The organism is Streptomyces griseoruber, from assembly GCF_001514205.1.
Lineage (GTDB): Bacteria > Actinomycetota > Actinomycetes > Streptomycetales > Streptomycetaceae > Streptomyces > Streptomyces griseoruber.
Genome location: NZ_KQ948768.1, coordinates 181,232 through 206,397, shown reverse-complemented (window position 1 = coordinate 206,397; position 25,166 = coordinate 181,232). Strand labels below are relative to the sequence as shown.

General features: G+C 68.8%; 24 protein-coding genes and 1 pseudogene. 12 read left to right on the top strand and 13 right to left on the bottom strand.

Annotated features, from left to right (window positions below):
* Nucleotides 1-32: 32 nt before the first annotated feature.
* The 5 genes from AQJ64_RS17830 to AQJ64_RS17810 all read left to right on the top strand — a co-directional run bounded on the left by AQJ64_RS17830 (nucleotide 33) and on the right by AQJ64_RS17810 (nucleotide 5,396).
* On the top strand, nucleotides 33-893 hold the full coding sequence (locus AQJ64_RS17830; RefSeq protein ID WP_055631679.1) for a cupin domain-containing protein: 861 nt from the start codon (nucleotides 33-35) through the stop codon (nucleotides 891-893).
* On the top strand, nucleotides 890-2,107 hold the full coding sequence (locus AQJ64_RS17825; protein WP_055631678.1) for a DUF3500 domain-containing protein: 1,218 nt from the start codon (nucleotides 890-892) through the stop codon (nucleotides 2,105-2,107). Before AQJ64_RS17830 ends, AQJ64_RS17825 begins: the two co-directional genes overlap by 4 nt.
* 31 nt (nucleotides 2,108-2,138) lie before the next feature.
* Nucleotides 2,139-3,197, top strand: a complete 1,059-nt coding sequence (locus AQJ64_RS17820) for an LLM class flavin-dependent oxidoreductase (protein WP_055631677.1) — start codon at nucleotides 2,139-2,141, stop codon at nucleotides 3,195-3,197.
* A gap of 23 nt (nucleotides 3,198-3,220) precedes the next feature.
* Complete coding sequence (locus AQJ64_RS17815; protein WP_055631676.1) at nucleotides 3,221-4,108, top strand: NADP-dependent oxidoreductase; 888 nt, start codon at nucleotides 3,221-3,223, stop codon at nucleotides 4,106-4,108.
* A gap of 97 nt (nucleotides 4,109-4,205) precedes the next feature.
* Entirely contained in the window at nucleotides 4,206-5,396 is a 1,191-nt protein-coding gene (locus AQJ64_RS17810; protein WP_055631675.1) for an acyl-CoA dehydrogenase family protein, read from the top strand.
* A gap of 170 nt (nucleotides 5,397-5,566) precedes the next feature.
* Here the strand turns inward: AQJ64_RS17810 and AQJ64_RS17805 are convergent, their stop codons facing one another.
* A complete protein-coding gene (locus AQJ64_RS17805; protein WP_055631674.1) occupies nucleotides 5,567-6,388 on the bottom strand; it encodes an alpha/beta fold hydrolase in 822 nt (273 codons plus the stop codon).
* Nucleotides 6,389-6,558: 170 nt separating this feature from the next.
* Nucleotides 6,559-6,948, bottom strand: a pseudogene (locus AQJ64_RS17800) (acyl-CoA dehydrogenase family protein); the annotation flags it as partial.
* 335 nt (nucleotides 6,949-7,283) lie between these two features.
* On the opposite strand from AQJ64_RS17800, the gene AQJ64_RS17795 reads away from it, so the two are divergent.
* Genes AQJ64_RS17795 through AQJ64_RS17785 form a run of 3 tightly spaced genes read left to right on the top strand, consistent with a single transcriptional unit; the run spans nucleotide 7,284 to nucleotide 10,490 of the window.
* Nucleotides 7,284-8,750, top strand: coding sequence for an aldehyde dehydrogenase (locus AQJ64_RS17795; protein ID WP_055631672.1), 1,467 nt, complete (start codon nucleotides 7,284-7,286; stop codon nucleotides 8,748-8,750).
* A 58-nt stretch (nucleotides 8,751-8,808) separates the two neighbouring features.
* Complete coding sequence (locus tag AQJ64_RS17790; protein WP_055631671.1) at nucleotides 8,809-9,678, top strand: HTD2 family dehydratase; 870 nt, start codon at nucleotides 8,809-8,811, stop codon at nucleotides 9,676-9,678.
* On the top strand, nucleotides 9,675-10,490 hold the full coding sequence (locus tag AQJ64_RS17785; protein ID WP_055631670.1) for an HpcH/HpaI aldolase/citrate lyase family protein: 816 nt from the start codon (nucleotides 9,675-9,677) through the stop codon (nucleotides 10,488-10,490). The genes AQJ64_RS17790 and AQJ64_RS17785 overlap by 4 nt, the downstream gene beginning before the upstream one ends.
* A 9-nt stretch (nucleotides 10,491-10,499) precedes the next feature.
* Here the strand turns inward: AQJ64_RS17785 and AQJ64_RS17780 are convergent, their stop codons facing one another.
* Together AQJ64_RS17780 and AQJ64_RS17775 are read right to left on the bottom strand one after the other, a co-directional pair.
* A complete protein-coding gene (locus AQJ64_RS17780) occupies nucleotides 10,500-11,234 on the bottom strand; it encodes a GntR family transcriptional regulator (protein ID WP_240512446.1) in 735 nt (244 codons plus the stop codon).
* Nucleotides 11,235-11,251: 17 nt separating this feature from the next.
* A complete protein-coding gene (locus AQJ64_RS17775) occupies nucleotides 11,252-11,785 on the bottom strand; it encodes a DUF3500 domain-containing protein (protein WP_055631668.1) in 534 nt (177 codons plus the stop codon).
* A gap of 22 nt (nucleotides 11,786-11,807) precedes the next feature.
* Between AQJ64_RS17775 and AQJ64_RS17770 the strand changes: the two genes are divergently transcribed.
* The 3 genes from AQJ64_RS17770 to AQJ64_RS17760 are packed head-to-tail and all read left to right on the top strand — an operon-like array spanning nucleotide 11,808 to nucleotide 13,788.
* Nucleotides 11,808-12,287 (top strand): fumarylacetoacetate hydrolase family protein, encoded by a 480-nt coding sequence (locus AQJ64_RS17770; protein WP_240512445.1) that lies wholly within the window; start codon nucleotides 11,808-11,810, stop codon nucleotides 12,285-12,287.
* Complete coding sequence (locus AQJ64_RS17765; RefSeq protein WP_063788637.1) at nucleotides 12,272-13,057, top strand: HpcH/HpaI aldolase family protein; 786 nt, start codon at nucleotides 12,272-12,274, stop codon at nucleotides 13,055-13,057. Before AQJ64_RS17770 ends, AQJ64_RS17765 begins: the two co-directional genes overlap by 16 nt.
* The gene (locus AQJ64_RS17760; RefSeq protein ID WP_055631667.1) at nucleotides 13,054-13,788 is read left to right on the top strand and encodes an RraA family protein; all 735 of its coding nucleotides are present in this window, start codon (nucleotides 13,054-13,056) and stop codon (nucleotides 13,786-13,788) included. The genes AQJ64_RS17765 and AQJ64_RS17760 overlap by 4 nt, the downstream gene beginning before the upstream one ends.
* A gap of 69 nt (nucleotides 13,789-13,857) precedes the next feature.
* Here the strand turns inward: AQJ64_RS17760 and hmgA are convergent, their stop codons facing one another.
* From hmgA to AQJ64_RS17730, 6 genes are all read right to left on the bottom strand, one after another.
* Complete coding sequence (gene hmgA, locus AQJ64_RS17755) at nucleotides 13,858-15,195, bottom strand: homogentisate 1,2-dioxygenase (protein WP_055631666.1); 1,338 nt, start codon at nucleotides 15,193-15,195, stop codon at nucleotides 13,858-13,860.
* Nucleotides 15,196-15,231: 36 nt separating this feature from the next.
* Nucleotides 15,232-16,419: an acetyl-CoA acetyltransferase gene (locus AQJ64_RS17750; protein WP_055631665.1), complete on the bottom strand. Its 1,188-nt coding sequence runs from the start codon at nucleotides 16,417-16,419 to the stop codon at nucleotides 15,232-15,234.
* Nucleotides 16,416-17,072: a CoA transferase subunit B gene (locus AQJ64_RS17745; RefSeq protein ID WP_055631664.1), complete on the bottom strand. Its 657-nt coding sequence runs from the start codon at nucleotides 17,070-17,072 to the stop codon at nucleotides 16,416-16,418. The genes AQJ64_RS17750 and AQJ64_RS17745 overlap by 4 nt, the downstream gene beginning before the upstream one ends.
* A gap of 76 nt (nucleotides 17,073-17,148) precedes the next feature.
* Complete coding sequence (locus AQJ64_RS17740) at nucleotides 17,149-17,862, bottom strand: CoA transferase subunit A (protein ID WP_055631663.1); 714 nt, start codon at nucleotides 17,860-17,862, stop codon at nucleotides 17,149-17,151.
* 104 nt (nucleotides 17,863-17,966) lie between these two features.
* Nucleotides 17,967-19,592 (bottom strand): bifunctional 3-(3-hydroxy-phenyl)propionate/3-hydroxycinnamic acid hydroxylase, encoded by a 1,626-nt coding sequence (locus AQJ64_RS17735; RefSeq protein WP_055631662.1) that lies wholly within the window; start codon nucleotides 19,590-19,592, stop codon nucleotides 17,967-17,969.
* Nucleotides 19,589-20,626: a fumarylacetoacetate hydrolase family protein gene (locus AQJ64_RS17730; RefSeq protein WP_063788636.1), complete on the bottom strand. Its 1,038-nt coding sequence runs from the start codon at nucleotides 20,624-20,626 to the stop codon at nucleotides 19,589-19,591. The genes AQJ64_RS17735 and AQJ64_RS17730 overlap by 4 nt, the downstream gene beginning before the upstream one ends.
* A gap of 176 nt (nucleotides 20,627-20,802) precedes the next feature.
* Here AQJ64_RS17730 and AQJ64_RS17725 point away from each other — a divergent pair, with 176 nt between their 5' ends.
* The gene (locus AQJ64_RS17725) at nucleotides 20,803-21,600 is read left to right on the top strand and encodes an IclR family transcriptional regulator (RefSeq protein ID WP_063788635.1); all 798 of its coding nucleotides are present in this window, start codon (nucleotides 20,803-20,805) and stop codon (nucleotides 21,598-21,600) included.
* 564 nt (nucleotides 21,601-22,164) lie between these two features.
* Here AQJ64_RS17725 and AQJ64_RS17720 read toward each other — a convergent pair.
* The 3 genes from AQJ64_RS17720 to AQJ64_RS17710 all read right to left on the bottom strand — a co-directional run bounded on the left by AQJ64_RS17720 (nucleotide 22,165) and on the right by AQJ64_RS17710 (nucleotide 25,030).
* A complete protein-coding gene (locus AQJ64_RS17720; RefSeq protein ID WP_159060299.1) occupies nucleotides 22,165-22,869 on the bottom strand; it encodes a GntR family transcriptional regulator in 705 nt (234 codons plus the stop codon).
* Nucleotides 22,870-22,984: 115 nt separating this feature from the next.
* Complete coding sequence (locus tag AQJ64_RS17715; RefSeq protein WP_059202761.1) at nucleotides 22,985-23,707, bottom strand: GntR family transcriptional regulator; 723 nt, start codon at nucleotides 23,705-23,707, stop codon at nucleotides 22,985-22,987.
* A gap of 117 nt (nucleotides 23,708-23,824) precedes the next feature.
* Nucleotides 23,825-25,030: an acyl-CoA dehydrogenase family protein gene (locus AQJ64_RS17710; RefSeq protein ID WP_055631658.1), complete on the bottom strand. Its 1,206-nt coding sequence runs from the start codon at nucleotides 25,028-25,030 to the stop codon at nucleotides 23,825-23,827.
* Between the last annotated feature and the right edge of the window lie 136 nt (nucleotides 25,031-25,166).

Genomic DNA, 25,166 nt, shown 5'->3' with positions numbered 1-25,166 from the left:
CGAGACCCACACCACGACGCAGGAGTAGGCCGATGCCGCCCATCACACCGCGGACCCGCATGCAGTACGTCCGCCCCTTCGATCCGGACCAGGCCATCGACACGGGGTTCCCCGGCTACCGCGCGCAGTTCCTCTCCCATCTGGAGAGCGCGATCCTGATCAACAGCCACATCGAGGAAGGCGGTTGCGGCCCCGGCCTGCACTACCACCACGTCGACCAGCTGTACTACCTGGTCGAGGGCACCATGAACGTGCAACTGGGGTACGAGGTCCAGCACATCAGTGCCGGCACCCTCGTGTTCATCCCGGCGGGGCTGGCGCACCGCAACTGGAACGACGGGCCGGGCGCCGAGACCCACTTCGAGATGCTGATCCCCGCTCCCGGGCCGATGGCCCAGCTGGCGTACATGGTGGACTCTCCCGAGGACGTACCGGCCTCCCACCGCACCGACCACCCCGGATACACCCGGCGCGTCGATCCCGACGCCCTGGACGAACCGATGCCGGGTCTCAAGATGCTGGCGCTGGCCAGTCCGGCGACCGGCGCGCGGCACACGGTCGTCAACTACATGGAAGTCGCTCCCGGCGGGGCCGGTCCGGGCACCCACATCCATGCCTTCGACCAGTACTACCTGGTGCTGGAGGGGGAACTGACCGTCGAGGTCGCTCTGGAGAAGCACGTGGTCGGCCCCCGCACCCTGGTGGTGCTGCCCGCCGGAGTACCGCACCGGCAGTACAACGCGGGCACGGTGACGGAGAAGCACATCTCGGTTCTCTCACCCGCGCCGGAGGCGGCGCAGCCCTGGGACAGCGGTGTGGAATTCAGCGCCAACGGCGACGATGTCACCGGCCCGCAGTCCGTCTTCGAGGGGATCGGAGCGGGGCGGTCATGACCGATCTGCAGGGTGGGTACCGGCCGCGCACGGAGCGACTGGCGCTGAAACGGGGCACGGTCGACTTCTCCGACGACCCCGGTGTGGCGGCGATCATGAAGCTCGTCGGGGACGCGGAGCTGCCGCCGGTGGCGGAGACCGCCGGCGAGCCCTTCGTCGGGATCACGACCGACGGGCAGCCCGTGACCGACCTCTTCACCCTGACCGACGAGGGTGCCCCGACCGAGCAGGCGGTGCACAACGCACTGGGATATCTGGGTCTGCTCACGGCGGCGCAACAGGCGATTGCCGTGCTGCCGGTCGACGCCACCGAATGGCGGGTGTGGTCCAACGCGTTTCTGACGTTCCCCGAACACGGCCTGCTGTTGCAGGAGTTGCCCCGGCCCGCGCGCGAGGCGGCGCTGTCCGTGATCGAAGCCACCGTCAGCCCCGAAGGCTACGAGCTGCTGCGCGAAGCGATGCGTCTCAACGCCGACCTGGGCAAGCTGGTCGGCAAGTACCCGGACACGCTCACCGAGTACTGCTACCGGTTCACCCTGTTCGGCGAGCCGTCACTCCGGCAGCCGTGGGGCTGGCAGCTGGCGGGTCACCACATCGATCTCCACGCGGTCTTCATCGGCGGCCAGTTGGTGCTCACACCGACCTTCCTCGGCGTGGAGTTCGGCGGCGAGGCCGTGTTCGGCGACCATCGCGAACGCGCCCGGGAGTTCATGGACTCCCTGAGCGCGCCGCAGCGCGACCAGGCGCTGCTGTACGGCTCGATGCTGTCCGCAGACCTTCCCCCCGAGCTGTCCGGCATCGTCGACGGCCGCCACCGCGCGGCAGCCGGCCGGGACAACCGTGTGCTCCCCTACGTCGGGTTGGCGGGCGACCGGCTGACACCGGGCCAGCGAGAGCTGCTCCTGTCGCTCACCGACCCCTATCTGGAGACCCTGCCCCCAGAGCCTCGCGCGCACCGCCGCAACCAGATCGAGCGCTTCCTCGACGACACCCACCTGGGGTGGATCGGGACGTGGGACCCCCGCGCGCCCTTCTACTACCGGGTGCACAGTCCGGTCGTGCTGATCGAGTACGACAACCACGCCGGCATCTTCCTCGACAACGACGAACCGGAGCCGTACCACGTGCACACCATCGTGCGCACCCCCAACGGCGGCGACTACGGCAAGGACCTGCTGCGTCAGCACTACGCACACCAGCACCCGCACACGTGACGGAGTAACGCGTTACGGAAGGAGAACCGCCATGGACGTCGGTTTCCTGTTCAACATCCGCCGTCACCCCGAGGAGCAGCGCAGCCTGCGGCAGGTCTACCAGGACCACATCGACGACGTCGTCCACGCCGAGCGACTCGGATTCACCCACGCCTGGGCCGGCGAACACCACTTCGCCTGGGACCAGGCGACGCCCGGACTGTTCCCGGTACTGGCCGCGGTGGCGCAACGGACCAGCAGGATCCGTATCGGCACCCATGTGACCGTGCTGCCCTGCCACCATCCGCTCCGGGTGGCCGAGGACGCCGCGGTGCTCGACCTCCTCTCCGGGGGCCGATTCGAACTCACCGTGGGCGCCGGGTCGTTCTACGAGGAGTTCCGCTCCTACGACATCGACGCCGCCGAGCGCTTCGGCCGGCTCTACGAAGGGCTGGACATCGTCCTCAAGTGTTTCACCGAGGACGAGTTCAGCCACCAAGGCAAGTACTTCACCTTCCCCCACGTGCGGATGACCACCAAACCGCTGCAGGAGAGACTGCCGGTCTGGGTCGCCGCCAGCGGTCCCGTAGGAGTGAAGCGCGTCGCGCGCCGAGGACTGAACGTCGCCGGCGCCTCCGCGTTCGGTCCGCAGCTCATGGAGCTGTTCGACAGCGAGCTGCGCGCCCATGGGCACAACCCCGCTGACCACGGCTCAGGGCTCCTGTCCATGGTGCACGTCGCCGACGACGAGGACCGGGCATGGGCCGAGGCCGCCCGCGGAGTCCACCACTGGCTCACGCTCCTCGCCGGCCACGAATGGGTCGGGCTCGAGTTCACCGGCGGCAGACTCGACGTGCCCGAACCCGCCCACCTGCGCGACTGGGCCGCCGACTCACCGATCCCCTACCACGTCGGCACACCGGACCAGGTGGCCGAGTCACTGCTCCGGCGGGTCCGGTCGGCACGCAACACGAACCTCGCCCTTTCCTTCCGCCAGGTGTTCATGGACACGGCCGCGGTCCGCCACTCCATGGACCTGTTCGCCGAACACGTCATGCCCGAACTCCGGGCCTGGCAGCACCCCACAACCACCGCCGCTTCAGACAAGTGATCAATGAGTTCAGGAGACATGCCATGCGTGCTGCAGTAGTGAACAGCTTCGGCGGACCCGAGGTCGTGGAGGTCGTGGACACCGAGGTGCCCGAGCCGGCGGCGGGGGAGGTGCGGATCAAGGTGGCCGCGGCCGCGCTGAACCCGTGCGACGTCGCGGCGCGGTCCGGGGTCTACGGGGGAGAGGGACAGCAGATAGGGCTCGGCTGGGACGTCGCCGGGACGATCGACGCGGTCGGCGGGCAGAGTGACTGGAAGGTCGGAGACAACGTCGTCGCGCTCCTCTTCGGCCTGGTCAAGCCGCTGGGCACCCATGCCGAATACGTCGTCGTACCCGCGGACGCCGTCGCGAAGGCGCCCACGACGGTGGACTCGGCGCACGCCGCGACGCTGCCGCTGAACACGCTGACCGCGCTCCAGGCCCTGGACCTCCTGGAGTTGACGGAGGGACAGTCGGTCCTGGTGACCGGCGCCGCGGGCGCGGTCGGCGCGTACGCCGTGCAGCTCGCCGCCCGACGCGGGCTCGTGGTGACGGGACAGGCACGGGAAGGCGACGAGGAGTTCGTACGGTCGCTGGGGGCGGCGCACGTCACGAGCGGGGAGCCGAAGAGCGTCGACGCGGTCCTCGACGCGGCGATCCTCGGCGAAAAGGCCCTCGCGTGGGTGCGGGACGGCGGCGCCTACGTCGGCCTCCTGCCGCCCCTGGTGCCGCCGGCGGAGCGTGGCGTGCGGACCCATGCCATCGAGGTGAACGCCGACGGGGCGAGCCTGGCCGAGCTGGTCCGGCTCGCGGACGAGGGGGTGCTGACCCCCCGGGTGGCCGGGACCTACGCCCTGGAGGACGCGGCCAAGGCGCACGCCCGGCTCGCGGAGGGCGGGGTGCGGGGGCGGTTGGTGCTGCTGCCCTCGTAACGCTCGCATCACAGAAAGGTTCGGCCGAGCCGAACACAGGAGGACCGCTCCCGCGGCCCTCCCCCTGACAGCGCCGTTCTCACGGATCGAGGTTCCCATGACCACCACTACCGACCTGGCCGATGTGGCAGGCACCGACTCCGCCACCGGCCGCGACCGGCTGCTCGCCGCCCTGGACGCGATGGCCGACGACCTCCAGGCGGAAGGCCCGGCCTGTGACGACGCAGGCAAGCTCACGGAACGCACGATGGAGCTGCTGCGAGACAGCGGCCTGAGCTGGATGTATGTCAGCAAGGACCTGGGTGGCCTGGCGTTGTCTCCCAGCGACTCGGCCGAGGTCCTCGAACGCTTCGCCTACATCGACGGGTCGATCAGCTGGACGGGAGGAATCTTCGCGGGCGTCGGCTTCCTCACGGCGTTCTTCGACAAAGCCGTCGAGAAATCACTTCTGGCCGACGGGGTGCCGAACTTCTCCGCGACCGCCTACCCCAGTGGACGTGCGGTCCGGGTCGAGGGCGGCTACCGGCTCACCGCGTCCTACTCGTACTGCAGCGGGCTTCCGAACGCGGACTATGTGCTGTGCAACTCCCTGGTCTTCGACGGCGACCAGCCCGTCCCGGGCCCGCCGTTCATGTTTCTCGTACCGGCCTCGGAGACCACCCTCCGGGGCAACTGGGACACGATCGGGCTCCGCGGCACCGGCTCCGTCGACTTCACCGTGACCGACTACTTCGTTCCGGATCACCACGCGGTCCCGCTGTTCCCCGACACCGCCGCCGGCTTGCTGGCAGTGGTGCATCTCGGGCGCCAGACGTGGGCGTCCGGCACCACCCGTCGACTCCTCGACGAGATCGCCGCCTTCGCGAGCCGTGACCCCAAGCCCGGAGCGACCCGGCTCGCGGACAACCCGGTCTTCCGCACCGAGTACGCGGACTTCGAACTCGCCTACCGCTCCGCTCGCGCGTTCGGGGCCGAAGTCTTCGCCGAGTTCGACGCCTCGGCGGCAGGCGGGGAGCCCCTCAGCCGTCGGCAGACCAGTCTGCTCGCCGGCGCCAGCGTGCACATGCACGACATCTGTCGGGATGTCGCCCTGTGGGCGTTCAACAAGGGCGGAGGCACCGCACTACGCGCTGGAACGCTTCAGCGCGTCATCCGCGACGCCATCTCCGGCTGTCAGCACGCGGTGATCAGCCGCAGTCAGCTGGCGGACATCGGTCATGAGCTCGTCGGCGCGCCGCCGGAGCTGCAGTGGATGGGAACGGCACTTGTGGTGCCTCCCGGTCTGTGACCGCGCCCGTCCATGAAGTGACGGCCTGATCAGTGACAGGACTGGCGACGTCCGCACTCGAGGTGCGGGCGTCGCCTTTGCCACTGGAGCGCCCGGGGCCAGGCAGCGAAGTGGGCGGTCGGTTCGGGATCCCGAGCTGACCGCCCATTTTCACGGCGCTATGGCGTGACTCACGGGGTGACGAGGGTGGCGTCCGGGGGAAGCTGGAAGTCCGGTCCGTGAGCGAGGAAGTCCGCCACGAGGGCACCCAGGTCCTCGGCGCGGTCGCCCTGCACGTCGTGTGCGGCATCGTGAAGGAGGACGAAGCTGCAGTCGGGCATGAGACGGGCGAAAGTGCGTCCGTTCCGGGGTGGGATCAGGCCGTCCTTCTCGCCGAACACCACCAGCGTGCGAACAGAAAGTTCAGGCAGACGTTCGGTGATCTGCTTCGAGTAGTCGGGGTTCGCTCCCTCGAGCCTGGAGATCAACGCGAACATCCGAGCCTGGGCGTCGGGGTGAGGCGGTACGAAGACCGGCTCCCGCTCGGGGTGGACGCGAACCTTGGCAAGGGCTTCCTCGGGTGTGATGTTCCCCGGTGAGGGGTCGGCCCCTTCGCGGAACGTGCCCGGTGTGTCGAGGACGAGAGAGGCCACCCGTTCCGGGTGATCGAGGGCGATGTTGAGGGCGACGTCGCCGCCCAGCGTGCTTCCGAGCAGGTGGAAGCTCTTGAGCCCGAGGTCCTGGGTCGCCTGGTGGACGGTGTCGGCCAGTTCCGTGAGTGTCAGGTCGCGGCCGTCGTCGGGCTCGTCGCCCCAGCCGGGCAGCGCGAACAGGATGACGTCGTACTGCTCGGCGAGACGGTCGAGCATGGGGGAGAAGCGGATGCCGACGGCGCTGTGGATGACGACGAGGGTGTCGCCGGTGCCGGCGCGGAAGTATCGGATGGGGTGACCGTCGGCTTGGGCGACGCCTTCGGTGAAAGCGGAACCGTACTTTGCGGATGCGGATGTCATGGGGCCAACTTTCGATCACATGGAAGCTGGGTGATCCTGCTCGTGAATCCTCGGAGCCGGCCGTCTTCGGGCGACGGGTGCCGTGGAGTAGACCGCCTCAGAGGCCTCGCAGGCGCATTGAGACATGTTTAAATAGCCTTACGTAAATATTTCAATTGCACTCTAAAGTGTCAAGCATCTGACGGGCTGCGGCGGTGGATCACAGGTCTGTTCCCTTGGAGACCTGCTGCTTCAGCCTCGCCGACGATCATCAGCGGGGCGTCGCGGACGTACTGTTCGATGTCGAACGGAGGCGAAGAGCTTGGCCATGCCCGCCTCCATGTCCACACCGCGGCCTCGTCCGCCTCCCGTGCCGCGTGCAGGGTGAGTTGGCGGGCCGCGGTCAGTGAAATCGCCATGCCGGCCAGATAGTTGCCGATGGACTGGTGTTGCCGGATCCGCTTGCCGAGTGACTTGCGTTCCTGGGCGTAGGCGAGGGCGTCCCCCCAGCGCCGCACGGCCGACCCGAGCGCGCGGGAGGCGACCTGGAGGCGGCCGGTCTCCAGGCCCTTCATCATCTGCGGGAGCGGTTGTGGGCCGGTCGCGCCCCGGTCGGCCTGCCTCAGGGCCGACCGGCCCGTGCCGTTTCCGGGAGCGGCGAAGCACCGGCTCGTCATGCCCACCTCGGGGCACGCGCTCCGTCGTCCGCCAGATCAACTCCGCGGTGGCTCAGGGCAGATGACCCTCGGCCCAGCCCAGGCCCAGGACCAGGGAGACGATGGAGGTTGCAGTCCGCTCGGAACACATGCGCGCGACACATGCGGGCATCACATCTTTCTATTGTTCAAACTGGGCCATCAGCACTCACGATGCTGAGTGACGTGAGTCGACCTCTAGCCGACGGGATCCCCCTTCCATGCAGCGCTACGAGTTGTTCATCGACGGGGAGAGCCGCGAGGCCGCCGGCGGTGAATGGTTCCCCACCGACAACCCCTACCTGGGCACGCCATGGGCCGAGATCGCCAAGGCCACATCCCAGGACGTTGACGACGCGGTCCGCGCCGCCCATCACGCCCTGCACACCGGCCCCTGGGCCGAGCTGACCGCCAGCGCCCGCGGCGCCCTGCTGCGCCGGCTCGGCGACGCCATCGGCGCGAACGCCAGACACCTGGCCGAACTTGAAGTCCGTGACAACGGCAAGCTGTTCACGGAGATGCACGGGCAGGTCGCCTACGTCCCACAGTGGTTCCACTACTACGGCGGGCTCGCCGACAAGGTCGAGGGCACCGTCCCGCCGCTGGACAAGAAGGGCTACTTCGCCTTCACGAAAAAGGAGCCGGTCGGGGTCGTCGCCGTCATCACTCCCTGGAACTCACCGCTCCTGCTCCTGGCCTGGAAGATCGCTCCGGCCCTCGCCGCGGGCTGCACGGTGGTGGTGAAACCGTCGGAGTTCACCTCCGCCTCCACTCTCGAACTGGCCCGGCTCTTCCACGATGCGGGGCTGCCGCCGGGCGTGTTCAACGTCGTCACCGGTTTCGGCCACGACATCGGCGCCGCACTCGTCGAGCACCCGCTGGTCCGCAAGATCAGCTTCACCGGCTCGGACGCCACGGGCCGTCGTATCAACGAGGCCGCCGCCCGCGACTTCAAGCACGTCAGCCTCGAACTCGGCGGCAAGTCCCCCAACATCGTCTTCGCCGACGCCGACCTCGATGCCGCGGTCAACGGCGCCGTCTCCGGCATCTTCGCCGCCACCGGGCAGACCTGCATCGCCGGCTCCCGGCTCTTGGTGCAGGAAGATGTGCACGACGAAGTCGTCGACAGGCTCGTGGAGTTGGCGCGTACCGCGCGCATGGGCGATCCCATGGACGAGGCCACCCAGGTCGGCCCCATCACCACCCCCACCCAGTACGCCAAGGTCCTCGACTACATCGACATCGCCCGGCAGGAGGGCGCCCGACTCGTCCTCGGCGGCAAGGCCGCCGACTGCGGCGGCTGGTTCGTCGAACCCACCGTGTTCACCGGCGTGAGCAACGGCATGCGCATCGCCCAGGAAGAGGTCTTCGGCCCCGTCCTGTCCGTCATCCCTTTCAAGGACGAGGACGAGGCGGTGGAGATCGCCAACGACAGCCGCTACGGCCTCGGCGCCGGAGTGTGGACGAGCGACATCGGCCGCGCCTTCCGCATGGCCGAGCGCATCCGCTCCGGCACCGTCTGGGTCAACACCTACCGCGCGGTCAGCTACCTGGCTCCTTTCGGCGGCTTCAAGGACTCCGGCATCGGCCGCGAGAACGGCATCGCCGCCCTCACCTCCTACCTGGAGGACAAGACCGTCTGGATCAACACCGGCGCCCCCACCAGCAACCCCTTCGTCCTGCGCTGAGAGAACCGCAGAGGCCGGCAAGGGCAGAAGGACACGAAGACAGAAGGACAGAAGGCCGATGCAGCCCACTCCGCCCCCACTCGACTCCTACGTGGAGTCCTGGACTCCCGGGCCGGTCACCGACGAAGACCCCCTGCCCACCGGGCCGGTGGCCGCCCTTTCGGCGGTCCTGGACCTGCCCGGCCCGGTAGCGAAGGCCGGGGATCCGCTCCCCCCGCTGTGGCACTGGCTGTACTTCCTCGGCTGGCACGCCGGGCGGGATCTCGGCGCCGACGGCCACCCCCTCGACGGCCACTTCCTGCCGCCTGTCCCGCAGCGGCAGCGCATGTGGGCGGGTGGCCGCTGCGAGATCGCCCGGCCGCTGCGCCTGGGCGAGCCGGCCGAGCGGATCAGCAGCCTCGGCGCGGTGGCCGCCAAGCGGGGCCGCACCGGAGAGATGCTGTTCGTCACCGAACGCCGTGAGTTCCGCCAGCGCGGCCGTGTCTGCCTGGTGGAGGAACAGGACATCGTCTACCGGTCCGGGCGCACGGCGGGACAGTACCCGGCCGTCCTCGACGCATCCGCCTTCCCCCGCCCCGACAGCCCGTGGCAGCTTCCGCTGCACCCGGATCCCGCCCTGCTGTTCCGGTTCAGCGCCCTGACCGCGAACGCCCACCGCATCCACTACGACGCCCCGTACTGCCGGGACGAGGAGGGGTACCCCGGCGTCGTCGTCCACGGCCCCCTGCTCGCCCTGCTCATGCTCGAACTGCCCCGACGCCATGCCCCCGACCGGCCCGTGCGCTCGCTGTCCTACCGGCTCCGGCGGCCGGTGTTCGCCGGCGAACACCTCGTCGCCTGCGGCACTCCCGCGGGCGGCGCCGCCGAGCTGCACGTCGCCACCCACCGGGAAGACCGGCACGCCACGGCCGAGGTGACCTTCGCATGACCGCGCCCCACGACCGGATCGCCACCGCGACCACCCTGCTGTTCGTCCCGGGACACCGGCCCGTCCGCTTCGACAAGGCGGCTTCCTCCGGTGCCGACCTGGTCGTCATCGACCTGGAGGACGCCGTCGCCCCCGAGGACAAGGACCGCGCCCGCGATAACGCCGCCGCCTGGCTCGCCCTCGGCAACCAGGCGGTCGTACGCATCAACCCGCCCGGCACCCCCTGGTCCGAGAGCGACCTCGCCGTGGCCGCCGACCACGGCTGCCCGGTGATGGTGCCCAAGGCCGAGGATCCGAAGGTACTCACGGAACTCACCGCCCGTACGGTGGGCCGGTGCGCCCTCGTGCCGCTCATCGAGACCGCCCTCGGCGTCGGGCGGGCCCGCGAGGTGTGTGCCACACCCGGGGTCGTCCGGGCGGCCTTCGGCAACGTCGACCTCGCCGCCCAGCTCGGCGTCGCCCACGACGACCACGCGGCACTGACGTACGCCCGCTCCAGCCTGGTCCTCTCCTCGGCAGCCGCGGGCATCAGCCCGCCGATCGACGGCGTCACCACCGCTGTACGGGACGGGGAGGCCCTCGGCTCGGACATCGCCCACGCCCGACGCCTGGGCTTCACAGGCAAGCTCTGCGTCCACCCGTACCAACTCCCGTATGTGACCGGCGGATTCGCCCCCACCGCGGACGAACTGCACTGGGCCCGCGCCGTACTCCAGGCCGGTGACTCCGTCACGACTGTCGGCGGCCAGATGGTCGACAGGCCTGTTCTGGAACGCGCACGGCGCCTCCTGGCACTCGCCGCCCGCGCGTAGGGCGTGCGCTCACTCGGCGCTCTGCCTGCGCTGCTCGACGAACGCCTGCAAGGTGTTCAGCCTGTGTTGGCGCACGTAGCGCTCGATTTTGTCGGGTTCCGCACCCCGTTCGATGAGCGACAGCAACTCCTCGTGCTCCTCGACCGATTGGAGCGAGCGTGCCGGTACGAAGTCGAAGGCGGACCTTCTGATCCGGTCGAGGAGTTGCAGCTGCTTGTCGACCATGTTCAGCAGGTCGGTGTTCGGGCACCGGCTGCGCAGGATGGCGTGGAACTCGCCGTTCAGCCTGGCGAAGCCGACCGGGTCGAAGGATTCGCGGCTCCGGCGCATCCTTTCGTTCACCTCGCGGGCCGCTTCGAGGTCGTCCTCGGTGAGGTGCGGAGCACTGAGCCCGACGGCGGCACCGTCGACCACCGCCAGCGCTTCCGCCGCCGTCTCGTACTTCGTCTCGTCGATGGCGACCCGGGCGCCGACGTTCCGCTCGAAGGTGACGTGGCCCTCGGCTTCCAGGAGCCGTACCGCCTCGCGTACCGGGACGGCGCTGACCGAGAACTCACGAGCCAGTTGTTCGAGGACCAGGCGGTACCCCGGGCTGTAGGTGCCGTCCATGATGCGCTCGCGAAGTGCACGGTAGACCAGCTGTGACTTCGACAGGCGGGTCGTTTGTGCATCGGGGGAAGGCATCGGTTCATCCTCGCCGGTGGGTCTGGAACGTACAGGGGGCACGGCCGGCTGGGCGGGCACCGGCATTCCTCAGCATGTCATCCCTCTGCGGGCACGGTGGACCGAGTCCGGCGGGACAGATGGTGATCGCTGTTCTTCGACTGTTCGTAATGGTCGATCAGCAATGCGTGTCCCAGGTCGTTGCGATAGTCCCGCCAGACGGAGTGGATGTGATGGCCGCTGTCGATCGCGTTGTCGAACTCGATGAGCAACGTGTCGGTCTGGATCCGGTAGTAGTGCGACGTTCCGTGCGCGGTCCCGCCCGCCCAGCAGAAGAAGATCTTGTCGTCGTCGGTGCCGTCGAGCGTGCGCAGATAGGTGTCGGCCAGTTCGTCGGGGATGCGGCCGACGTACGTCCGGATGAGGTCCTTGACCAACGTGGCTCCCCGGCTGTCCAGGTCGCTTGCGGCCACCCCGCGCGGCCGGTCGGCCTCGAACTTGAGCGCCTCCCGGTCCGCGTCCGAGATGCGGTAGCTCGGGATGCCCAGGTCGACGTGGTCGGGCAGCTCGACGCGGCCGATGCGAGGCACCTGCCGGGTGACGTAGTCGGCGGGAGCCAGCGGTGCCGACATCCCGCACGACGCTTTCTCCAATGTGAGAGTCGAAGTCGAACTGGCCTTCGTGCTGAGCCGGCCCCTCACGGGACCGCGCTGCACGGTCTTCGACGTTCTCGCCGCGACCCAGTACGTCGTACCGGCGATCGAGATCCTCAACTCCCACATCGAGCTCACCGGACGAACCATTGTCGACACGATCAGCGACAACGCGGCCATGGGAGTCATGGTGATCGGTGGTCGTCCCGTGCCCGTCGGCGACATCGACCTGCGGCGCGTCGGCGCGCTCCTCTACCGCAACCAGACCATCGAGGAGACCGGCCTCGCCGCCGGCGTGCTGGGCAACCCTGCCAACGGAGTCGCGTGGCTGGCGAACAAGCTCTTCCGACACGGCACCACGCTCAGCGTCGGCCACATCGTGCTCTCGGGATCCTTCACCCGTCCGCTGTGGGCCGAGCGCGGTGACACGATCCATGCCGACTACGGGAACCTGGGGGCGGTCACATGCCGCTTCGTCTAGATCCGGCATTCGCTTCGGTGCTCGCCGAGGCGGACCGGACACTGATCGGGATGTGGGTATGCAGCGGCAGTCCCCTTGTCGCCGAGATCTGCGCCGGCAGTGGCCTCGACTGGCTGCTCATCGACACAGAGCACAGTCCCAGCGACCTCATGACGCTGCTGGGCCAGCTGCAAGCCGCCCGCGCCTACCCGATCACCTCGGTGGTACGGCCCCCCAGCGCCGACCCGGTCACGATCAAGCAGTATCTCGACCTCGGCGTCCAGAACCTGCTGATTCCGATGATCGATGACGGCGCACAGGCCAGGGAAGTGGCGAGAGCCGTCACCTATCCACCGGACGGGATCCGCGGCGTCGGCAGTGCGCTGGCCCGCGGGTCGCGCTGGAACCGGGTGCCGAACTACTTGGGACAGGCCCGAGAAACGCTCTCGTTGTACGTGCAGGTCGAGTCCCACACCGCGGTGAAGAACATCGCGGAGATCGCCACCACACCCGGCATCGACGGCATCTTCGTCGGCCCGTCCGATCTGGCGGCATCCATGGGGTTGTTGGGCCAACAGGATCACCCCGATGTCATCCACGCCGTCACCACCTGCATCACGGCTGCGAGACGTGCCGGAAGGAAGGCGGGGGTGAACGCGTTCGCCCCCGCCCTCGCACAGCGCTATGTCGAAGCGGGCGCCGACTTCATCCTCGTCGGCGCCGACGTCGACCTGCTGGCGCGGGGCAGTGAGCGGTTGAGGTCCGCCTACACGGGAGGAGGCACGTCGTGAACGGGGGCAACCGAGTCACGAAGGGCACCCGAGCCACGTTGGACGCCGAAGTGCGGGACAGGTTGAGGCACACGGCCGTTGCCACGATCAGCGCGGAACTGCGCCGACGGGGCTACCCGGACATGTCGATCGACGGCGTTCACTCCCGCTTGCCGGGCAGCAAGCTCGTCGGCCCTGCGCGAACGCTGCGCTTCGTCGCCTACCGGCCCGACCTCTCCCATGAGTACGGATCCGGTTACCACGCCCAGAAACAAGCCTTCGACGATCTCCGGGCCGGCGACGTGCTGGTGATCGAGGCGCGCCGGGATCCCTCCACGGGGACGTTCGGCGATGTTCTCGCCCTGCGTGCCAAGGTGCTCGGCGCTGCCGGAATCGTCAGCGACGGAGGCGTCCGGGACTCGGCTGCTGTCGCCGGCATCGGCCTGCCGACCTTCACCCAGTCCGTTCACCCCGCGGTCCTCGGCCGCCGTCATGTCCCCTGGGAGACCGACACCACGATCACGTGCGGGGGAGTGGCCGTCCAGCCCGGGGACATCGTGGTCGGAGACGACGACGGTGTCGTTGTCATCCCGGCACACCTCGTCGAAGAGGTGGCCGACGCCGCGGCCGACCAGGAGAAACAGGACGCCTGGGTGGCGCAGCGGATCGCGGAGGGGAATCCCGTCGAGGGGCTGTTCCCTCCTACGGGTCGCTGGAAAGAGGAGTTCGACAGGTGGCGCGAGAGTCACTGACGATGCCGTACGCCACGCGCTTCCGGCCCGCACTCCATCGCGGGCCGGAAGATGTGTCGTACGGCGGTGTCAGCCCTGGAAGTGGCGCTGGAGGCCGTCCCAGACCGCGTCGTAGTCCTCCTGAAGCGTCGGCAGCGCGAGGGCGGCGGCGGTCGGGATGACGGGCAGCCGGGTCTCGAACAGGAACGTGAGCCCGTTGTCGATCTTGCGCGGCTCGAGCTCCGCCGTGCTCGCGGTCTCGTAGGTCTCACGGTCGGGGCCGTGCGAGGCGAAGCAGTTGTGCAGGCTGGCGCCGCCGGGGAGGAAGCCTTCGGCCTTCGCGTCGTAGGTGCCGTGCACGAGCCCCACGAACTCGCTCATGACATTGCGGTGGAACCACGGCGGACGGAAGGTGTTCTCGGCGACGAGCCAGCGGTCCGGGAAGATCGCGAAGTCGGCGTTCGCCGTCCCGGGGATTCCGCTGGGCGAGGTCAGCACGGTGTAGATGGACGGGTCCGGGTGGTCGAACGAGATGGTGCCGATCACCATGAAGTTGCTCAGGTCGTACTTGTAGGGCGCGAGGCTGCCGTGCCATCCGACGACGTCGAGGGGGGAGTGGTCGTAGTCGGAGACCCACAGGTTGCCGAGGTACTTGTTGAAGACCCGCACCTCCTCGTCCCGGTCCTCGAAGGCCGCCGTCGGGTACAGGAAGTCCCGGTGGTTGGCCAGGCCGTTGGCACCGATCGGGCCGAGCTCGGGCAGCCTGAAGATCTGGCCGTAGTTCTCCAGGACGTACCCGCGGGCCACACCGTCGGGCAGCTCCACCTTGAAGCGGAGGCCGCGGGGGAGGACGAGGATCTCGCCGGGGGAGACCGCGAGGACGCCGAGTTCCGTGGCGACACGCAGACCGCCCTGCTGCGGGACGACCAGCATCTCGCCGTCGCTGTTGACGAAGTACTCGCGGTCCATCGACCTGGCCGCGGCGTACATGTGGATGGCGACGCCCGACTGCGCGCGCACATCGCCGTTGCCGCCGATGGTGAACAGCGACTCGACGAACGTCTTCGGCTCGGCGGGGAATGCGTAAGGATCCCACCGCAGGCGGTTGGGGGAGGGAGCGGCGTTCGCGATCGGGCTCGCGGCCAGGCCGCCGGCCTCGACCTGCCGGAACGGGGAGTGCTTCGCGGACGGCCGGATGCGGTAGACCCACGTACGCAGGTTGTCCTGGCGCGGTGCCGTGAACGAGGTGCCGCTCAGCTGCTCGGCGTAGAGCCCCAGCGGTGCCTTCTGCGGGCTGTTGCGCCCCTGCGGAAGGGCCCCCGGGACGGCTTCGGTGACGTGCTGGTTGCCGAAACCCGAGAGATACGCGAGGTCGCGCGCGCAAGCCGGTCCGGTGATGTCGGTGACTGACCTGTCAACTGTGGTCATGAGTACCTCCGTTGGGTGTGGGGACCTGGGACGGGCTCAGGTCGCCTCCAGGACGCTGACGTAGTTGGCCACCGCGAGTCCGCCCATGTTGTGCACGGCGGCGCGACGCGCTCCCGGCAACTGCATGTCACCGGCGGTGCCGGACAGTTGCATCGCCGCCATCACGTGCTGGGAGACTCCGGTGGCGCCGACCGGGTGGCCCTTGCTCTTCAACCCCCCGGAGAGGTTCACCGGCAGACTGCCGCCCCGGAAGACGGTGCCCTCGTCGAGCGCGACCCGCCCCTTCCCCCGAGGTGCGATCCCGAGCACCTCGTACATCACCAACTCGGCGATCGTGAAGCAGTCGTGCAGCTCGATCAGGTCGAGATCACCGAGTTCCACGCCGGCCATGCCTTTCGCACGGTTCCAGGCGGCGGCGGAGCCGGCGAACTCGACCGGGTCACGTTTGTCGGAGGGCAGGAAGTCGTTCGCCTGGCCGAAGCCGATCAACCGGACCGGGCTCTGGGTCGCGCTGCCGCTCGGGCTGGTCGTGAGGACGAGGGCCGCCGCGCCGTCGGAGACCGGTGAGCAGTCGGTGCGCCGCAGTGGACCGGCGACGACGGGGTTCTTGGGTGACGTCGTGGCGCAGAACTCAGGGGTGAGCTCCTTGTGGAGGTGGGCCCACGGATTGGCCAGGCCGTTGCGATGGTTCTTGGCAGCGATCTGACCGAGAACGTCGCCCAAGTCGCCGTACCGCTGCTGATATGCCTCGGCGACCCTGGCGAACAGCCCGGCGAAACCGGTGCGGGACTCCTGGCCGGCGAGCTCGTAGTCGGCCCCGAGCAGGGCGGCGCCGACCTGCTCCGCCGGGGCGTGGGACATCTTCTCGGCGCCGATGACCAGGACGGTCCGGGCGGTGCCCGCGAGGAGGGACTTGATACCGCCGTGGACGGCCGCCGAGCCGGAGGCGCAGGCGTTCTCGACCCGGGTGGCGGGTACGCCGAACAGGTCGTCGGAGATCTGGAGAGCCAGGGAAGAGGCGAAGGCCAGTGGCCACAGGCCCGAGTTGAACTGGCCGAGCCAGATCTCGTCGACGTCCCCGGCGCCGATCCCCGCGGCGGTGATCGCGTCGCGGGCGGCGGTGACGACGAGGTCCTCCAGGGACTGGTCACGCAGTGGGCCGAAGCGCGTGTGCCCCCAACCGGAGATGACGATGTCGGTTCCGAAGGTCTGGGCGAGAGTCATCGGGCAGCCGCCTCGTACGCGGAGCCGACGGTGAACTCGGCCTCGGTGGCGGCACGGAGCTCGTCGACCGTCACCCCCGGGGCGGTCCGGGCCAGCACCAGACCGCCCTCGACGACGTCGAAGACGGCGAGGTCGGTGATGACACGGTCCACGACGCCGACACCGGTCAGCGGGAGGGTGCACCTGCGGACGATCTTGGGGGATCCGTCCTTGGCGAGGTGGGTCGTCAGAGCGATCACGCGGCGCGCTCCCGCGACCAGGTCCATGGCGCCGCCCATGCCCTTGACGACTGATCCCGGGATGCTCCAGTTGGCGAGGTCTCCGGCGCCCGACACCTGCATGGCTCCGAGGATCGTGAGGTCGACGTGCCCGCCGCGGATCATCGCGAAGGAGGCGGCCGAGTCGAAGATGCTGCCGCCGGGAAGCACGGTGACCGTCTGCTTGCCCGCGTTGATCAAGTCGGCGTCCTCGTCCCCCTCGTAGGGGAACGGGCCCATGCCCAGGAGGCCGTTCTCGCTCTGCAGGGTGACCTTCACGCCCTCGGGGAGGTGGTTGGCGACCAGGGTGGGGATGCCGATGCCGAGGTTGACGTAGGCGCCGTCTCTCAGTTCGGAGGCGGCGATGGCGGCCATCTCGTCGCGGGACCATGTCATGACAGCTCCTCTTCTTCGCACGCGGCTCTTCTTCTTGCGCGGCTTGCGCGGCTTGCGCGGTATGCGCGGTATGCGCTCACGCGGACGTCTCGCTGCGCTGCCGCGTGGTGCGTTGCTCGATGTGCTTGACCCCGCTCGACGTCCGTACGACGCGCTGCACGTAGATGCTCGGTGTGACCACGTGGTCGGGATGGATCTCGCCCTCGTCGACGACCTCGTCGACCTCGGCCACGGTGACCCGGCCGGCCGTCGCGACGACGGGGTTGAAGTTGCGGGCCGTGTAGCGGTAGACGAGGTTGCCGGCGGTGTCCGCGCGGTGGGCGCGCACGAGCGCGAGGTCGGCGACGAGGCCCCGTTCCAGCACGTACTCGGCACCGTCGAAGACCTCTGTCTTCTTGCCCGCCGCGACCTCGGTGCCGACCCCGGTGCGGGTGTAGAAGGCGGGGATCCCGGCGCCGCCCGCACGGAGCCGTTCGGCCAGGGTGCCCTGGGGGTTGAACTCCACCTCGAGCACTCCGTCGAGGTACTGCTGGGCGAAGAGCTTGTTCTCACCCACGTAGGAGGCGATGACCTTGCGGACCTGACCGCCCTCGATGAGGACGCCGAGGCCGATCCCGTCCACCCCCATGTTGTTGGAGATGACGGTGAGATCCCGGACGCCCGACGCGCGGACGGCCGCGATCAGGTCGTCCGGGATGCCGCTGAGGCCGAACCCGCCTACAGCCAGGGTCATCCCGTCGGACAGCAGATCGTGCAGCGCCTCGGTGGCGGTGGAGTGAATGACAGCCATGTCGGTTCCTTTCACGGCCGGTTCGTCGGCACAGCGGGGGAACGGGGGAGTGGGGATCAGGAGATGTCCTGGCGGGAACCAAGGCGCCGCAGTCCGCGGAGCGTTCAGTGCCGTTCGACGACCGGCTCGGACGCGAGCGCCTCTCCCCGCAGGCACAGCTCCTCCACGAGCCCGAGGGCGGCGCCTTGAGAGGTGGCCGTGCCATAGACGTAACGATCCGGCCGGACGATCGCCCAGGAGATCCCATGACGAGAGGCCCAGTCCGCGAGGGTGCCGTCGAGGTCGACCACCTCCGCGTCCGCCGCCCTGGTCGCCGTACGGCCGTTCTCGCCGCCGGTCGATGTCCTGACGGCCACGTGTCGGGCACCGAGTGCTCGGCACGCGCTCTCGAAGAACCGCCCGGAGTCGTCGCTCGGGCCAGCCCCGGACTCGCCGTCGTTCTCGATGCTCACGACGGCGAACCAGTCGCCCAGTACCTCGTCGAGGCGGACCCGGTCACCGTTGGTGTCCCTCACCCACGGCTGGGGGAACTGGGTGCCGGCCGCCACGTTCGGTGGCGACGCGATCAGCCCCGCCGACAGCGGCGGTATGACCTGCTGCCGTGTGGGGTCCGGACGCAGTCGGCGTGCCTCACGGAGCCGGGCGTCCCGAGCCCTCGCGCGGTCCGGATCGAGCTCTCCGATGATCTCGCCGAACGACTTCGCGAGGCCGACGACCTCAGCCACATGCGGACGCATTTCGGCCTCGTAGGTGTCCAGCACGTGTTCGGGCCAGCCGCGCTTGGCGACGGCGTCGAGTTTCCAGGCGAGCCCGGCGGCATCCCGGATTCCGGCGCACATTCCCTGCCCGAGAAAGGGCGGCATCTGATGAGCCGCGTCGCCCGCGAGCAGGATGCGTCCGCGTCGCCAGTTGTCGACGACCAGGGCGTGGAACCTGTAGACGGCGACCCGTGCGATCTCGAGCGCGTCGACATCGACGAAGTGGGACAGGACCCTTCTCAGCACGGCATGGTCTTTGAAGTCCTGGGGGTCCTCCGACGGAAGCACCTTGATCTCCCAGCGCCGGAGCGAGCCGGGTCCGATGATGAAGGTGCCCGGCCGGGAGGGCTGGCAGTACTGCGTGGCCCTGGAGGGAAGGGCGGTGCCGGCGACGAGGTTGGTGTCGACGATCACCCACCACTCGTCGAAGTCGAGATCGGTGATCGTGGGTTGGACGAGTGAGCGGGTCCGGCTTCTCGCGCCGTCGCAGCCGACCAGGAACTCCGCCTCGACCTGTTCCGTCTCTCCGTCGCGATCCAGGACGACCACGACGGAGTCCGCGTTCTCGGCCGCGTCGACCAGCGAGGTCCCCGGTCGTTGTTCGACGTTCGGGTAGCGCTCCAGCTCCCGCCTCAACCGGGCTTCGAGCCTCGGCTGGTAGAAGAGGAAGTTGGCTTCCCAGCCGAGCGGGTTCGGAGGCGGAGCCGGGTAGAACGTCTTGATGAGCCCGCCGTCGACACCGAGGTAGTCCGATCCCGGGTGAGGGATGCACTCCTGGGCGACCTCATCGGCGATGCCGATGGCCTGGAAGGTTCTCATCACCTCGTGATCGGCGGTGATCGCCCGGGGCAGCGGATAGACCTCGTGTGCGGGGTCCGCGATCAGGACCCTCCATCCTCTGCGCGCGAGGAGGTTGGCGAGAGTGACTCCGGTCGGGCCCATGCCCGCGATCACCGCGTCGTAACGCTTCATCGCTGGTCGCCCGCGGGCTCGCCCGTCTTGTTCAGCTTGTTCAGCTTGTTCAGCTTGTTCAGCGCCGTGATGCGATGCTCGAGCGGGCCGAAGACCGACTCTCCGTCGGAGAAGGCCTCCATTTCGAGCACGTCGCCATGAAGGAGCCAGGGGGTGCGTACGGCGCCGTAGGTCGCCGTCTCCCAGATGCGCACCTCGGCGAGACATCCGTGCCCGTTCTCGCCGCCCTCGTTGGAGACCGCGCCCGCGCCGAGGATGGTGCCGGCGGCGAGGTCGCGCGTACGGGCGGCGTGGGCGATGAACTGCGGGTACGTGAAGTACATGCCGGTGCCCGAGTCGGGTTCGCCGACGACCGATCCGTTGCGGCTGGTCCGCACCCGCAGGTGGACGCGCTCACCGTCCCACCGGCTGCCGAGTTCGTCAGGGGTCACCGCCGCGACGGCGAACCCGTTGGTCGGCTTCGCCTGGAGGAACCCGAAGCCCTTGGGAAGCTCGCTCTGCGTCAGGGTCCGCAGCGTGTAGTCGTTGAGCAGGACGAACAGCTTGATGTGGGCTGCCGCCTCCTCGACGGTGGTGCCCATCGGGACGTCGTCGAGCACGACCGCGATCTCGGCCTCGTAGTCGAGACCGAGGTCCTCGTCGGGGATCACCATCTCGTCCCGGGCCTTGAGGAAACGGTCGGACAGGCCCTGGTACATCAGGGGCTCCGTCTCCCAGTTCGGCGGCATTTCCGCCCCTCGAGCGGCCCGCGCCTTGCGCATGTGGTCGAGGTAGCCGGAGCCGTCGAGGAACTGGTGGCTCCTGGGAAGCGGACTCGCCATCTCCAGGTCGGCGACGCGCAGGGCGTCGGTCACACCGTCCCCGTCGAGGGCCTCGCTCAGCTTCCGCAGCGGCTCCTCCGCTGCGGTCCAGTTCTCGAGCGCGGCCTGGAGCGTCGATGCGATCCCCGTCGCCGGTACGGCACGGGTCAGTGTGCGATCGAGGACGACGAGAGTGCCGTCACGGCCTCCTTCAACCAAACTGCCCAGCTTCACTGTGTGGTCCTTCCCCAGTCGGTCGGGTGTGGGCCCATTGAAGAGTCCGCTCGCATTCGCTGTCATGGCGGATTTCCGGTTATCGGAATGGCAATTCTTTTACATTGTCGTGGCTACCGGGCTGAGGCAGGGGCTGTCCTTGACTTCACCTGTCCATCGGGTCCACTATCCGGACCATGCCGCAGACAGGAGCCGTGGGCTCGCTCAAACGTGGAGTCGTCGTACTGAAGGCTCTCGCGAGCGCCGGGCCGGGCGGTCTCGCGCTGACCCAGATCGCCGAGCGCTGCGGCCTGCCCCACTCGTCCGCCCACCGAGTCCTGAGCCAGCTCCGCGAAACTCATCTGGTGCACCAGGACTCACCCGACGGCATGTACTCCCTCGGACCGCTCGCCTTCGAACTCGGTGTCGCCGCCGCCCAGCAGTTCGACATCCGGGGCCGGAGTCGTCCCGCGCTGATCACCCTCGCGACCGAACTGGGGGACACCGTCTTCCTCATGATGCGCAGCGGATCGGAAGCGGTCTGTCTTGAAGTCGAAAGCGGCCCGGCGCCCATTCAGGTCGTCACCCTGCGCATCGGTAGCCGCCGTCCGCTCGGTGTGGGCGCCGCCGGTCTCGCCATCCTCGCGGCCATCGAGCAACCGGAACGCGATGACGTGCTGCGCGACGTCGTGGAGCCGATCGAGCACGACTGGGGAATCACCGAACAGACTCTCGACGAGCTCATCGGCCGGACCCGACGCCAGGGCTTCGCCCACATCGAGAACCAGATCACGGCCGGCGTCGCCGGGGTGGGCATGCCGATCCGCGACCTGTTCGGACAACCGGTCGGCAGCGTGGGAGTCGCGGCACCGATCAGTCGCATGCCGCCCGCCCGGGTCCGGGATGTGGCCGACGCCGTGGGACGCGCGGTCGGCCACATCCAGACGCGACTCTTCGCGCACGGATCACGCGCCCGGCGAACCAGGGGAGCGTGACCTCGTCGCGCGCACAGGCGGGCTGCTGCCCCGTCTCGACGCCGACTCCTTGCGCGGACCTGGTCATCGACCAGGGGTCCGCGCGGCCCACCCGAAGAATCCCGGCGCCGCCCCTGAGAGGCGGCGCCGAGAACACCGACGATGTGGCTCGTGCGGTCAGGTGTAGGTCACTGTTGCTTCGAGGGGGCGACCTCGATGTAGATGGTGCCCTTGACCGGGCGGTGGTCGTAGGTGCCGGTGACAGCGGCGCCGCCTTCGTAGCGGGGTCCGGTGATCACGAGTCCACACAGCGCCGGTCGTCTGGAACGCGGGAGGCTGACCGCCCTGCTCCCGTCATCTCCGCAGTGATCGGAGGACTCCTGCAGGGGATGGCACCCGTCGAGGGAACCGCGCTGGCCGTGTAAGGCAAGTGGCCTTACGAGCCGCCGTTACGAGCACCCAGTGAGTCGGAACCAGCGGTTCGCTCTCCAGCCAGCCAGCCAGCCAGCCAGCCAGCCAGCCAGCCAGCCAGAGCGCGCGTGGTCAGACCGCGCCATCCGTATGTCAGTTGTGCCTGACTGCGGGTCAGTCGCGCACCGTGGTGATCTCGCTGGCGACGACGGACGGCCAGCGGGTCAGGATCCTCAGGACACGCGCGTGCAGGTCGCCGATGTAGTCGCGGACACGCGCGGCGGCGGCCTCGCCGTCGCGGCGTTCGACGCACTCGACCAACTCTGCGTCGATCGAGGGGCCGGCCATCGAAGTGTCGGACTCGGTGATGATGAGCGCCATGACGCGGGTGATGTCGTTCTGGAGCCGGTCGTGGATCCTGATCAGGTAGTCGTTGTCGGTCGCCGCGGCAAGGCATGCGAAGCCTGCGGCGACCGCCTCGACGCGCCGCATGGGCTGCTCGTCGACCTCGTCGCTGCCGCGTATCGCCGTGGAGAGCGCGGCGATGATCTGCCGGCGCCGTTCGGCGGTGGCGTCCTGCACGCCTAGCCGGACGGTCTCGGGTCCCACGATCCGCCAGAGTGTGAACAGATCGTCGACGGACTTCAGGGTGAGCGGGGTCACCTGGTAGCCCTTGCGGGGCGACGTCCGCACGAGACCCTCGTGGCTGAGGCGGGTGAGCGCGTCGCGGATCGGGGAGATACCGAAGCCGGTGGTCTCGGCGAGTGAGCGTTCGGTGAGGCGCTGGCCTGGGACGATCCGGCAGGACACGATGTCGGCCCGTAGCTGTCGGTAGGCGGCGTCGCCAAGAGACAGGGGTTCGGACGAGGGCACTGACACGTTGCTAGCTCCCGCGATCGAGACGCTCGGTGATATACCAGCAAAGCGATGATAGCGCTCACCGGTGAACACCGAGCGGCCCTGTGCCTCGTCCGGCGACATGGGTGGCGTGGCCTCAGCGCCGCAGCGGAAGTACTACGCCGTCGCCATTCTTCGTCCGGTCCGTCAACAAGCGCACAGCCGACGCGCGGCTTGCCGCCGCGGCTTGGCTGGTCAGCCGCGTGACCCCGAGCGCGTCCCGCCGGTCGATCACCGAGTGCCAGGTCATGCCAGCGGCCAGGAACGTGTCGACGCGGTCTGCCGAGATGAGGACCAAGGCCAGAACACGCCACAACTCGCCGGAGAGCGACCGGTAGACCTCGATGAGCAGCCGGTCGTTGAGGGAGGCGCTTGCGACCAGGTCGAAGGTCCGTTCGGTGATGTGGATGAACCGGAGGACCTGATCCCGGTCCAGTGGGCCAGCGAGCACCGCGTTCCCGTCCACCATCAGCTGTCGCAGCCGGCCAGCCTGCTCCGGGTCGGCCCGGCTGGTGCCCAGCGCGGCCATCTCCGGGCCGAACAATGCCCAGACGGTGAACAGATCGTTGACCGACTTCAGGGTGAGTGGGGTGATGATCCGGTACGCGTTGGGCGAGACCACCTGGACCAGACCGTCACCCACGAGGCGCGTCAACGCGTCGCGGACCGGCGGCAGCCCCAGTCCCCATTGAACGGCACTGGTGCGCTCGGTGAGCAGCTGGCCGGGAACCAGCTCGCAGGTCATGATCCGGTTCCGCAGCATGCGGTAAACGGCCTCGGACGACCGGGCTTCCGTCGCCCACGCACGGGTGTCCGCCATGGTCCCGCCTCTCGGCCGAACGTTGCGCAACCGGTGCAGCGTGCCACACCGGTGTGGCCTGACAAGCGTCATGCTACGAGGAGGCCCTGAAGTGTCATAGCTGGAGTTAGAGAATATTTATGCGAACCGGCGGAGCTCACGGCGCGCGAGGGACATCTTGTGGACTTCGTCCGGTCCGTCGGCGATACGCAGCATGCGGGCCTGGGCGTACAGCTCGGCCAGGGGAAAGTCCTGGCTCACGCCGCCACCGCCGTGGGCCTGGATCGCATGGTCGATGACCCAGGTGGCCATCCGCGGTGCGGCCACCTTGATGCCCGAGATCTCGATCGCCGCACCGCGGTTGCCGACGGTGTCCATCAGCCATGCCGTCTTCAGCACCAGGAGGCGGGTCGTCTCGATGCGTATGCGTGCTTCCGCCACCCAGTCCTGGAAGACGCCCTGTTCGGCGAGCGGTCTACCGAAGGGAGTGCGCTCGTGGGCTCGGGAGCACATCAGGTCGAAGGCGCGCTCCGCCATGCCGACCAGGCGCATGGCGTGGTGGATCCGGCCGGGACCGAGGCGTGCCTGCGCGATGGCGAAGCCGCCGTGCAACTCGCCCAGGAGGTTCTCGCGAGGGACCCGGACGTCGTCGTACAGGATCTCGGCGTGACCGCCGTGACCGCTGTCGGAGTACCCGAACACACTGGTCGATCGCAGGACGTTCACCCCGGGGGTGTCGAGCGGGACCACGACCATGCTGTGGGTGCGGTGGTGCTCTCCGTCCGGATTCGAACGGCCCATCACGACGGCCACCTTGCAGGCGGGGCTCATCGCGCCGCTGGACCACCACTTGCGGCCGTTGATCCGCAAGCCGTCCGCGTCCTCGGTGATCAGGGTGTCGATGTTGTTCGCGTCGGAGCTGGCGACCAGGGGCTCGGTCATCGAGTAGACGGAGCGGATCTCGCCGTCGAGCAGGGGCTGGAGCCACCGCTTCTGCACCGGCGGCGTGGCGAAGTGCGCGAGGATCTCCATGTTGCCCGTGTCGGGCGCCGAGCAGTTCAGCGCTTCCGGCATGATCCACGGGCTTCGACCGGTTATCTCGGCGACATGTGCGTATTCGAGGTTGGTCAGGCCCGCGCCCCGCTCTCCGGGAAGGAAGAGGTTCCACAGACCACGATCACGGGCGGCCTTCTTGAGCTCCGCCATGACCGGCGGGGTCTCCCACGGCCCGATCTCGGTCTTCTGCTGCGCGTAGACCGGTTCCGCGGGGATGACGAACTCGTCCAGGAACCGGGTGGCTCGTAGCTTGAGATCGCGGATCCTCTCGGTCTCCGTGAAGTCCATGGCTGTTCCGTCCTGTCGTCTCGATCGCGCGCTCGGCGGCCGCGCCTGGCGGAGGCGGGTTGACGCCAAGTTGCCGCCGCCGTAGCTGCCCGTCATTGGGCGTGGCAGGAGCGGGTCGGGTGTCATACGGCTTTCC

Coding starts and splice junctions, on each gene's coding strand:
- AQJ64_RS17830 (WP_055631679.1), top strand. CDS start 33: ATGCCGCCCATCACACCGCGGACCCGCATGCAGTACGTCCGCCCCTTC.
- AQJ64_RS17825 (WP_055631678.1), top strand. CDS start 890: ATGACCGATCTGCAGGGTGGGTACCGGCCGCGCACGGAGCGACTGGCG.
- AQJ64_RS17820 (WP_055631677.1), top strand. CDS start 2,139: ATGGACGTCGGTTTCCTGTTCAACATCCGCCGTCACCCCGAGGAGCAG.
- AQJ64_RS17815 (WP_055631676.1), top strand. CDS start 3,221: ATGCGTGCTGCAGTAGTGAACAGCTTCGGCGGACCCGAGGTCGTGGAG.
- AQJ64_RS17810 (WP_055631675.1), top strand. CDS start 4,206: ATGACCACCACTACCGACCTGGCCGATGTGGCAGGCACCGACTCCGCC.
- AQJ64_RS17805 (WP_055631674.1), bottom strand. CDS start 6,388: ATGACATCCGCATCCGCAAAGTACGGTTCCGCTTTCACCGAAGGCGTC.
- AQJ64_RS17795 (WP_055631672.1), top strand. CDS start 7,284: ATGCAGCGCTACGAGTTGTTCATCGACGGGGAGAGCCGCGAGGCCGCC.
- AQJ64_RS17790 (WP_055631671.1), top strand. CDS start 8,809: ATGCAGCCCACTCCGCCCCCACTCGACTCCTACGTGGAGTCCTGGACT.
- AQJ64_RS17785 (WP_055631670.1), top strand. CDS start 9,675: ATGACCGCGCCCCACGACCGGATCGCCACCGCGACCACCCTGCTGTTC.
- AQJ64_RS17775 (WP_055631668.1), bottom strand. CDS start 11,785: ATGTCGGCACCGCTGGCTCCCGCCGACTACGTCACCCGGCAGGTGCCT.
- AQJ64_RS17765 (WP_063788637.1), top strand. CDS start 12,272: ATGCCGCTTCGTCTAGATCCGGCATTCGCTTCGGTGCTCGCCGAGGCG.
- hmgA (WP_055631666.1), bottom strand. CDS start 15,195: ATGACCACAGTTGACAGGTCAGTCACCGACATCACCGGACCGGCTTGC.
- AQJ64_RS17750 (WP_055631665.1), bottom strand. CDS start 16,419: ATGACTCTCGCCCAGACCTTCGGAACCGACATCGTCATCTCCGGTTGG.
- AQJ64_RS17745 (WP_055631664.1), bottom strand. CDS start 17,072: ATGACATGGTCCCGCGACGAGATGGCCGCCATCGCCGCCTCCGAACTG.
- AQJ64_RS17740 (WP_055631663.1), bottom strand. CDS start 17,862: ATGGCTGTCATTCACTCCACCGCCACCGAGGCGCTGCACGATCTGCTG.
- AQJ64_RS17735 (WP_055631662.1), bottom strand. CDS start 19,592: ATGAAGCGTTACGACGCGGTGATCGCGGGCATGGGCCCGACCGGAGTC.
- AQJ64_RS17725 (WP_063788635.1), top strand. CDS start 20,803: ATGCCGCAGACAGGAGCCGTGGGCTCGCTCAAACGTGGAGTCGTCGTA.
- AQJ64_RS17715 (WP_059202761.1), bottom strand. CDS start 23,707: ATGGCGGACACCCGTGCGTGGGCGACGGAAGCCCGGTCGTCCGAGGCC.
- AQJ64_RS17710 (WP_055631658.1), bottom strand. CDS start 25,030: ATGGACTTCACGGAGACCGAGAGGATCCGCGATCTCAAGCTACGAGCC.